Annotated in this window: 12 protein-coding genes; all 12 read left to right on the top strand. The window is 66.6% G+C overall.

Annotated features, from left to right (window positions below):
- The first annotated feature begins 349 nt into the window (after positions 1 to 349).
- Positions 350 to 607 carry a hypothetical protein gene (locus LBC97_02385; GenBank protein ID MDR2564907.1) on the top strand — a complete coding sequence of 86 codons (258 nt, stop codon included), beginning with the start codon at positions 350 to 352 and terminating at the stop codon, positions 605 to 607.
- Between the two features lie 337 nt (positions 608 to 944).
- Complete coding sequence (locus LBC97_02380) at positions 945 to 2,438, top strand: pentapeptide repeat-containing protein (GenBank protein MDR2564906.1); 1,494 nt, start codon at positions 945 to 947, stop codon at positions 2,436 to 2,438.
- 159 nt (positions 2,439 to 2,597) lie between these two features.
- The gene (locus LBC97_02375) at positions 2,598 to 2,753 is read left to right on the top strand and encodes a hypothetical protein (GenBank protein MDR2564905.1); all 156 of its coding nucleotides are present in this window, start codon (positions 2,598 to 2,600) and stop codon (positions 2,751 to 2,753) included.
- A 246-nt stretch (positions 2,754 to 2,999) separates the two neighbouring features.
- Entirely contained in the window at positions 3,000 to 3,191 is a 192-nt protein-coding gene (locus LBC97_02370) for a hypothetical protein (GenBank protein ID MDR2564904.1), read from the top strand.
- Between the two features lie 395 nt (positions 3,192 to 3,586).
- A complete protein-coding gene (locus tag LBC97_02365) occupies positions 3,587 to 4,039 on the top strand; it encodes a hypothetical protein (GenBank protein MDR2564903.1) in 453 nt (150 codons plus the stop codon).
- Entirely contained in the window at positions 4,036 to 4,518 is a 483-nt protein-coding gene (locus tag LBC97_02360; protein ID MDR2564902.1) for a hypothetical protein, read from the top strand. Before LBC97_02365 ends, LBC97_02360 begins: the two co-directional genes overlap by 4 nt.
- Before the next feature lie 745 nt (positions 4,519 to 5,263).
- Positions 5,264 to 5,542, top strand: a complete 279-nt coding sequence (locus LBC97_02355) for a hypothetical protein (protein ID MDR2564901.1) — start codon at positions 5,264 to 5,266, stop codon at positions 5,540 to 5,542.
- A 38-nt stretch (positions 5,543 to 5,580) separates the two neighbouring features.
- Positions 5,581 to 6,069 (top strand): hypothetical protein, encoded by a 489-nt coding sequence (locus tag LBC97_02350; protein ID MDR2564900.1) that lies wholly within the window; start codon positions 5,581 to 5,583, stop codon positions 6,067 to 6,069.
- Positions 6,033 to 6,695, top strand: coding sequence for a hypothetical protein (locus tag LBC97_02345; GenBank protein MDR2564899.1), 663 nt, complete (start codon positions 6,033 to 6,035; stop codon positions 6,693 to 6,695). Before LBC97_02350 ends, LBC97_02345 begins: the two co-directional genes overlap by 37 nt.
- Positions 6,696 to 7,437: 742 nt before the next feature.
- Positions 7,438 to 7,848 (top strand): hypothetical protein, encoded by a 411-nt coding sequence (locus tag LBC97_02340; GenBank protein ID MDR2564898.1) that lies wholly within the window; start codon positions 7,438 to 7,440, stop codon positions 7,846 to 7,848.
- A 152-nt stretch (positions 7,849 to 8,000) separates the two neighbouring features.
- Positions 8,001 to 8,597, top strand: coding sequence for a hypothetical protein (locus LBC97_02335; protein ID MDR2564897.1), 597 nt, complete (start codon positions 8,001 to 8,003; stop codon positions 8,595 to 8,597).
- Positions 8,598 to 8,813: 216 nt separating this feature from the next.
- The coding region (locus LBC97_02330) for a hypothetical protein (GenBank protein MDR2564896.1) at positions 8,814 to 9,062 on the top strand (249 nt) is incomplete at its 3' end.

Here is a 9,062-nt window from a genome sequence, read left to right as displayed (position 1 = left end):
CGGCATGACTCCGGGAGCCGTCGATGGGTGGTGAGGCGCGGGGGAGAGCGGGGTCCCGGAACACGGGGAATCCCGAACCCGCGCGGATCCTCCAAGGCAGTGAAGGGTGGTCCGCAGCGGGGAGCCCCAAGCGCCCGCGCTGCGGGGAGGGTGATTGGTTCGCGGTGCCGTTGCGCGACGGCAGCGGGTGGGCTGTGGGTGTGATCGCCCGGATGGCGCGCGAGGGGAAGATCCCGTTGGGGTATTTCTTCGGCCCCCGCCTGGGCCGGAGTACCTGGCGGGGCTGCGGCCCGCGGACGCGGTCCGTATCAGCAGGTTCGGGGACTTGGGCTTTTGGGGGGAAAAGCCGGTGTTGGGGCTGTCGCCGGGTTGGGACCGGGCCGAATGGCCGATGCCGGTGTTTGTGCATGAAGACCCGATCTTGAAGGACACGTGGTGGCGGCGGTTCCACGACCCGGACGACCCGGACCCGCTGTGGCACCGGCAGGAGAAGATCCCTCCCGGCAAACCCCACGACGGCTGGAAAGACGGTTTGTATGGCTCCGGCGCCGTGGAGATCCTGTTGACTGATCTCCTGGGTGCTGACGGCGCGGCAGCGCCCGGCTGACGCCTGCGGATTGCGGATCGGCAGGGCATGCGGGTCTGTCCGGGGACGGCAGGCCTTTCGGCTTGGTCGTCTGGGTCGTTTGCCGCGCCGGAGCAGACCCTGGTGGCGGCGGCGCGGCGTTGCGGAACACTTGTTGGGGTAGGGCGTACGAGAGCAAGACAAGAAAGCCGGACACAGTTCCCCTTTGGTGGATTCGTGATAGAGCTGGACACGGTTCGACGTGGAAAGTCTTCGAGCAGGAGAAGGGCACTGGTGACCTACTGTGGGTCTTCGACGCTGATGAGTTCGGAGACAAAATCGACGGAAAACACAAGGGGCCGATTGGCCGGATCATTCGATGGAAGGACACCTGGAAGTGATCAACTCGGTGGAGGAATACGTCCGCCTGCTTGAGGAGGGCGACGGCGAAGCTTCTGGTGCCCGGCGGACTCGGTATGAGGAGGCGCCTTTGGAGGTGTGGTTCGGGATTGTGGAGCAGCATCCGGAGTGGCGCGATTGGGTTGTCGGGAACAAGACTGTGCCGGTTGAGGTGTTGGAGTTGTTGTCGAAGGATCCCGATCCGGGCGTCCGGGTGGAGGTGGCCTCCAGGCGGAAGCTGCCGGAGTCCTTGTTTTGGGCTTTGGCGGCTGACCCCGACCCTGAGGTGCGGCGGCACATCGCCGCGAACCCCAAGGCGCCGTGGGCGGTGTTGCGGCGCCTTGTGGACGACCCGGTCCTGTGGGTGGCCGCCGCGGCGGTCGGGCGTTTGGCATGGCAGGACCGGGGGGCCGGGGGCGACGGCCGCAGAAACGCCGGGACGTGTTCCAGGCGGGGCCGCCAGGGTCGCGGGCCGGACGTGCGTCCGGCGTTGGATGTGCTGACGGATGGGTTGGCGTTGCCGCCGGGTTGTGACGAGTGGGCGTTCCGGCTGGTGAACGCCGATTTGACGAGCACCAGGGGGATGTGTTGGCCGTGGCCGGGCGGGGTGGCGGAGGCGGCCGGTCCGTTCGTGGAGGCCAACGCCGGCCCGTGGCCGCAGGCGCCCGGGGACGGGTTGACGGCCGCGTTCGACTTCCCGGGGACGGTGGGCGGCCGGTTTGGGCCGACCCGTACGGTCTTGGTGGTGGCCTTCGCCGCCGATGCCGTCTTGGGCCGGGACCGCCACGGGGTCAGGGCGAAGCGGTTCGTCGTGGTCGCGGTGGCCGATTTGCATCGTTCGGTCAGGCTGGGCGGGTTCGCCGGCGCAGACCTGTCGTGGGCGGATTTGTCCGGCGCGGACCTGCGCGGCGCGGATCTGCGGGGGGCGGATTTGCGTGGCGCGGACTTGTCCGGGGCCGACCTCGAGGACGCGGATTTGTCCGGCGCGGACCTGCGGCGCGCCGCACTGGGCAGGGCCATGCTGGGGGGCGCGGGACTGCGGGGCGCTGACCTCGTGGGGGCCGGCCTCGAGCGTGCCCGCCTTTGGTGCGCCGATCTGCGCGACGCGAATCTGACTGGCGCGGAGGCTAGCGACGCGACCTTCGGCGGGGCCGACCTCGGGAACGCCGACCTGACGGGCGCCGGCCTGAGCGGCGCTGCCTTTGGCGGGACCAAAATGAACCGCGCGGTCTTGGCGAAGGCCGGGATGGTGTTCGCCACGTTGGAGGACGCCGACCTGCGGGGCGCCGACCTGACGGGAGCGAACCTGCGGCGCGCCTGGTTGGAGCGGGTGGACTTCAGGGGCGCGAAGCTGGACGGGGCCGACCTGGAGGACGCGGTCTGGGACGACGAGACCCGATGGCCAGACGGGCACAACCCGCGCGCCGATGGGCGGCCGAAGACCGGGCACGGGGAGCACGCTCCCCAATCATGACGGCGCGTCCCTATCACGTGACGTGGGCCGTCCCATTAGGCGATCATCCCCGCCTGCACTCGAGGACCAGTACCGCGCTCGGCTGGCTCTTCGCGGGACGGGTGTCCGTCCGGGCGGCGCCGCTGGGCGAATCCTGACTTCTATGCCGAAATTGCGGCTATGCGGAAGTGCGCGCTGGCTGCCTGGTTGGGGCGGTGTGAGGGCTGGTTCTTGGGCATAACCGGCCGACGGCTTGGGCTTCTGCTTGAGGCCAGCGAGTCGGCGCAGTATGAGGGCTTCGTCGGCGCTTGGATGGTTGGGGGCTGGCTGCGCTGATCGCGGCCGCATGTTCGCGGGTCTTGTCGGCGTAGCGTTTGATGGAGTCTTGGGGTGTGTCTACTGACATTTTGGCCGGTGTTCGACACGATCACGCGCGGAAGAGTTGTCTTCGACACTCCGCCAGGAAAATGAATTAGGTGTGTTGTCAATCGCCAAGAAATCGAGGTGTCGATCAGGCCGCACCGCGACAGGCCAGGGTGGTTCGTTTCATCCGCCTACCCGGTCGAGTCGTAGCCTGTGGTCATGTCAGATGCCGATGACCGCGCTCTTGCGGAGAAGCTGCTGGAGCAAGCCAACGTGGAAGAGTTGCCGCAAGGTGATTCCATTGCTGTCTTCCTGGCGGCGGGTAAATGGGCGCGGGCCTGGCGCGCGAATTCACCGCCATGCTGGGGCCGGGCCCCGGCAAGTGAGGCGACTGCTGGGGACCTCGGCTGAGCCCGTCTGACCAGTGAGGCTGACCCGTTGGGCACTTGGCGGTTTGATGTGTCATGGCTTTGGTGGACAGTGAATTGATGGGGATGTCGCCCACGTCCGCGTCCGGCCGCGCGACCGCCCGGGCAGGGGGACTTCGACGGCCTCGAGGGTGTGCCGGCGTGCGGGTGATGGCCCCCACCACCGAGATAATGTCTAGCGGGAGCGGCAAGACTCTGACTTTCTTTGATGGAGGCATACCGAAATGGGAAAGAAGAGGTCCGGATCATGAGGAGGAATGGCGGATGGGATCTGCGTGTCAGGAACTCCAACGGCAACGACCTGGACGAGTTCGGCAATGTCAACACTCCCGGCTTCACGCGCGGAATCCAGGTCTTCTCGAGATGATCCTTCGCGGAGTGGGGAGTGTTGGTGCCGCTCTCGCGCAGATGGGCGGCCTTGCCGAGAACGTGTTGGCCGGCTTGTCAGTGCAGGCGGGTTCGCCTGCTGTGACGATGGACTTTGACGTGCTGTTCGACCCGGCCCGTGGCCGCATGCTGCGGGAAGACGAGCGTTTCCGGGTTGCGTTCCGAATTGAGCGCCCCCGTGAGTTGACCATCCGGAGGGCCTTGAATGAGGGTTTGCTGGAATCCCCGGAGGCGGTCAATTGGAGCTTCTCGGAAGTCACGTTGGTGGAGGTTTGGGAAGACGGAGGATTGGCGGCGGTGCGGGCGGCCTGGGATGGTGACTGGGTGGTCGAAGCATGGGGCGGTTCGGTTTCGGCGCGGTTGCCCGGCAACTGGCGGTCGTCGTTCTTTGGACGCATCGGCGCAGCCGGCCCGAAGGGCGACCTACCGGACGGGGTGGTGTGAGGATGCGGTTGGAGGGCGTTGACGAGGTCGGGCTTTGGCTGGCGCAGGTAGGGGGCTTGGGCGGGAATCTTTTCGGCGGGCTTCGGCTGGCGCGGTTTGGGTATGTGGTCGTGGTGGACTTCGACGTGGTGGTGGACTCGGCTCGTGGCTGCGGCCTGCCTGAGGCGGACAGGTTCCGGGCCAGTTTCGACATGGACGCGGTCCGGGAACTGACTATGCGGGGAGGCACCGACGATGACGTGATGGACCCTGTGGCGACCTACGATGCCGCGCCGGGCGTTTTGTCCGATGCCGTGGAGAAGGTGGCGGTGAGTCGGGTTGACGCGGACGCCGCGCTAGAGGTCGGTTTCGAAGACGGGCGCAGCCTGACCGTGGTGTGCCGCAGAATCTCAGTCGCATTGCCGTACCGGCGGGAACTCCTGTTCCGGTGGTTGAGCACGAAACAAGGTCCAAGGGGGCCCCACGGGACCGTGGGGTGAACGCACAAACCAAGCTTGGTGGAGTGCTCGGCCGGAGCTGCTCCCTGCCGTGCGTGTGACGAGTTGGGCCGGTTGTGCCGGGGACGAGCGCAGGCATTGCCGTTGGATAGCCCTGGCTTGCGTAGTGCCTTGGGGACTTGATGGGCTGGACTCTTTCGGCTCCAGGCTGCTTCTCGGCCCCCGCTTTGCCCCAGCGGCGGGGGTGCGCGCGGCGGAAGTCCTTCATGGGGGGTCTGGCGGGACGGCATCGTCGGTCTTTTGGGCTGGGCGTCCTGGCGGCGGGAGCCCCGGCGCGTAATCCTCCGGTCGACGAGCCGGCGGCGCAGAATCCGTCACTTGGCGGCAGGCTTGTTCCGCGACGAGGCGGCCGGGCAGGTGCCCCCGAGTTCCGCCGCCCGAACGTGTTCGTCGCTGAACGAGACTTGGTCCGGCTGCGACCCGACCGGGTCCCACCGGGTGGGAAACCCTGGCCCTGAACCGAGGCCCGTTCTCTTCGGCGCGCCCGCCAGCGCAGTTGTCGGCCGAATAGGCGGAAGGGGCTGATGCTCTCAGTCCTGCGGGCGTTCGGCCGGTAGGCGGGCGGCGCGGCTCCCCGCAGACGCTCCGCCTTGAGTTCGCAGCCAAAACATGGTTTCGGAGGGCACTTTTGGCTGCGAAGTCCGGCGCGTCCAGCGCGGCAATGGGAAGTTCGTAGCCAAAACACCAGTTCTGCGGTGTGTTTTGGCTGGAACACTGAGGAAAGGGTGTGGCGGTGAGGCTGGTCGGGCGGCAGGCGGAGCAGCGGGAGCCGCGGAGGCTCCACGCCTCGGAGAGGCCAGAATTGGTGGTTGTCTTCGGCCGGCGCGGGGTCGGCAAGACTTTTCTGAGCGACCAGACGCTGGGCAAGGATGGCTTCGCGTTCGCCGCGAACGGCGCCGTCGGTGCCAGTCGCGCCTTCCAACTCCAGAGTTTCGACCGGGCTTTGGAACGCCATGGCTGGCCGCATCCGGCGTCCAGGAGTGGGGTGAGGCGTTCGAGGCCCTGAGAGGCTATCTGGCTTCTAAGCCGGCGACCGGCCGCCAGGTGGTTTTTCTGGACGAGTTCCCCTGGTTCGACACTCGCGGCTCGGATTTCCGGGTGTCGTTCGGGCTCCCTTGGAACGAGTACGCGTCCAAGGCGCCGCGACTGATGGTGGTTGTCTGCGGTTCGGCCACGTCGTGGATCGTCAAACACCTCTTGGCGGACCGGGGTGCCTTGCACAACCGGGCCACCGCCCGGATGCGGGTTGAGCCCCTCACTTTGGGCGAGTGCGAGGAGTTGTTCCGAGACAGGGGCGTTGTCCTCAACCGGTACCAGCAACTCGAGTCGGCAATGATCTTCGGCGGCATACCCTTCTACCTAGACCTGCTCGATCCCGCCCTAGGTCTTGCCCAGAATGTGGATCGGCTGTGCTTCGCGAAGAACGGGGCGCTGCGTGTGACGAATACGGCGAACTCTATCGGTCGCTGTTCGCGCACCCAGACCGCCACATGCGGATGGTCGAGGCCCTGGCGGCCAAGCCCTCCGGGCTGACCCGCGAGGCCCTTGTTCGCGCGGCGGGGCTGGTCACCGGCGGTTCCGCCACCGGAACACTGGAGGAACTGGAGCACTGCGGCTTCATTGTGTACGATCCCGATTTCACGCGTCCCAGCAACGGCGGCTACTACCGCCTGGTGGACCCGTTCACCCTGTTCCACCTGCGTCACATGGTGGCCGGCCGCCGCACCGACGAGCACCAGTGGACCAACGGCCTGGAGGACGGCGGCCGCCACGCCTGGGCCGGGCTGGCTTTCGAACAGGTCTGCCTGGCGCACGTGCCGCAGATCAAGCGGCGCCTCGGCATTGCGGGGGTCTCCACGACCACCACGACCTGGCGCAGCCGCCGGGCCAACCCCGCGGCCCAGGTCGACCTGGTGTTGGACCGCCGCGACGGGGTGATCAACCTGTGCGAGCTGAAATACACGAGGCATCCGTACGCGCTTACCAAACAGGAGCACGCCGCGCTCGAACGGCGGCGCGAGGCGTTCCAAATCGAAACCCGAACACCCAAAGCGCTCCACACCACAATGGTCACGACCTACGGGCTGGTCGCCAACGCGTACGCGTCCGCCGTGCAGTCCCAAGTCGTCATGGACGATCTCTTCGCCGCCGCCGATTAGCGGCGAGGCCGTGAAGCCAAGGAACAGGGGTCGGGGCCGAGGGGCACCCCGGTTCGCCGCGCGACCTGACCCGCGCGGGTCACAGCCCGTGGGTGCCGGCCCGCCACGCGGCGCGCGATGACGCGCACGGTTCGCCGGTCCTGGTCGGCTCTGACCGGGATTGGGCGCTGGACGCCGTGCAGCCCCGACCCGAGCCGGCGAGTTGGTTGCTCAGGGGGCTTGGTGCAGCGCATGGGTTCCTCCGCCAGCGGTCCCGCTATGAACCGCTTGGCCGTGTCCACGACTTTGACGGGCAACCGCGCCATGGGACGGGTCGCTTGCCGAGGGACGGTGACTTCGAAACCGGGTGTGCGCGCGGCCGTCCGGCTCCTTGCGGCGGGGGACACGCGAGGGCCTGATACCGTTTTTCGCGACGGGTTCAGGCCGAAAGGGTCATTGGCCGCTCTTCAGAGCTCCGCGGCGGCGGGTGGCCCCAGCGCGTTTGTGTCCACGTCAAGGAGTATTGATACAGCTTAGGCATTCGGGAGCAAGCGGCCTGCGGTACGGGATGGGTGTGTGAGGTGCGATCCGGCGGTGTTATCGACTTGAATGCTGTCCTTGGGTGTGGCTTTCAGTTCCCCGACGGAGCAGAGGTCGGCTTCGTGGGCGGCGTTTCCCCGTCATCGATCGTGGCTGCCCGCAGAGTCGGGTCGGGGGGCTGGGTGGGTGGGTGGATCCTCAGCACGGGATTCGGGATCTGCTGATGAAACAGTGGCACATTGTTGTGGTCGGAGGCGGGGCCAAACAGACTTGGGTCCTTGACGACGCGGAGAGAGAGGAGGCCGCCCTTCGTCTCCGTGGCCCCGTGGGCGTCTGGGAGGGGTTCGGCTCAGATGTTTGGCAGGCTTTCCGGGAGATCAGGCTGGCGACCGACCGGTTGGGAATGAGGCTGTGCTGCAACGGGGCGCGCCGAAACGCGCATGCCTCGAGCATGTCACGCCAGATGAGCGGGGGATACTTGGTGTATCTGCTGAAGTTCGGCCAGCAAGCCAGGGCCAGGGATCTCGTTCAGATTTTCGACTATGCGCACCCGACCCGCATAGCCTCGGTGGCCGACCAGGATCGCTTTTACGCCCAGTGGTTGAGCAGCCTGGTGCACGGGCCGGACGAGTAGGCGCATGGCGGGGGGCCGGCTCGATCAGGCCAGGCGGTGTTCATCCGCGCAGTGCCAAAGAGCGAGCAGCGCTACCAAGGTGGCGTCCTGTCTGCGGCTTTCCGGGAGCTTGGCATCAAGCCCGGCGACGACTGTGTGGTTGCATATGGCCCATGAACAGTGAATTGTCCGACTCGTTGAGGTCGCTCGAAAAACAGTTACGGCGGGCGGGGCGGGCGGAACTGCTATGCCACCTTTCCCCGGGCGTCCCGCCAGCGGAGACCCGCGCCGCTTTGGCGTCAGTTGGCCTTGGCCCATCGCATGAATTGGAAAGGCTGTATGGGTGGCATGACGGATCCTGGTGGGAATCCGGGCTGACATTGGGGCAAAAGTACCTTTTCCCGTGGTTCGTGTTCCCGCCTCTCGGCGATGCGACAAGCTCCTATTCGGCACTCATGGAATCGGGCTGCTGGGAGCCGACATGGTTCCCTGTGTTCGAGGACGGCGGTGGCGGCTACTACGTGGTCGACTTCGGTCCCGCACAATTCGGCGCGGTCCGCAGCGTGGACGAGTTCCCAGAGCAGGGGGTGATTGAGCACCGATCGCTTGCGGCCATGGCGCAAACCCTGAGCGCCGCGTACGAGACAGGCACGTTCTTCGTGGATGCCGAGGGTGGCCTTCAGCGGGATTACGACGGTTTCGTCGAGTTGGCAGGGCAGTTGAACCCCGATGTTCGGTGGTGGCATGACTCGGAATACCGTAGCCAGTGACCGGCCCCGGATCGCTGGCCGCGTTCCGATAGGGCTTTCTCGCCGAGGCGGTTTGATGGGTATTTGACATGGGCGGTGGCGCGAGTACGGCGGCGGTGCTTTGGCCGATCCGCTGGGGGCGGGCGGCGAGGTCGGGCCCGTCCTGGGCGCTAATCTGACGCCGGAGCGTTTCGAGTCGCTCTTGTCGACGGTTCGGTGTTTCGCGAGAGGGTCCTGATGTTACAGCTAGTACTGCCCGATGGCTTTGACGAGTACGCCTGGGTGGTTGAGGCCAAGGGGTGGTACCAGTCGGCCCGGCTGAAACTGGACGGCAGAATGATTCCAGTCGAGTTTTACGATCCTTGCAGGCTCGCTCAAACCGTGGCCGACGAAGTCGAAGGCCGGGGACGTTCGTTGTTGACTCGGGTGATCGTGGTCGAGCGGGTGACGAGGGAGGCGATGATCGAGGCGGTGGCCGGCATGACT

The organism is Bifidobacteriaceae bacterium (genome assembly GCA_031281585.1).
Lineage (GTDB): Bacteria > Actinomycetota > Actinomycetes > Actinomycetales > WQXJ01 > JAIRTF01.
The sequence above is the reverse complement of the archived record's forward strand: the minus strand, read 5'-3'. Positions and strand labels throughout refer to the sequence as shown.

Bases quoted from the DNA above. Each gene is read 5' to 3' on its own strand.
- LBC97_02380 (MDR2564906.1), top strand. From the start codon at position 945: ATGGAAGGACACCTGGAAGTGATCAACTCGGTGGAGGAATACGTCCGC.
- LBC97_02375 (MDR2564905.1), top strand. From the start codon at position 2,598: ATGCGGAAGTGCGCGCTGGCTGCCTGGTTGGGGCGGTGTGAGGGCTGG.
- LBC97_02370 (MDR2564904.1), top strand. From the start codon at position 3,000: ATGTCAGATGCCGATGACCGCGCTCTTGCGGAGAAGCTGCTGGAGCAA.
- LBC97_02345 (MDR2564899.1), top strand. From the start codon at position 6,033: ATGGTCGAGGCCCTGGCGGCCAAGCCCTCCGGGCTGACCCGCGAGGCC.
- LBC97_02340 (MDR2564898.1), top strand. From the start codon at position 7,438: ATGAAACAGTGGCACATTGTTGTGGTCGGAGGCGGGGCCAAACAGACT.
- LBC97_02335 (MDR2564897.1), top strand. From the start codon at position 8,001: ATGAACAGTGAATTGTCCGACTCGTTGAGGTCGCTCGAAAAACAGTTA.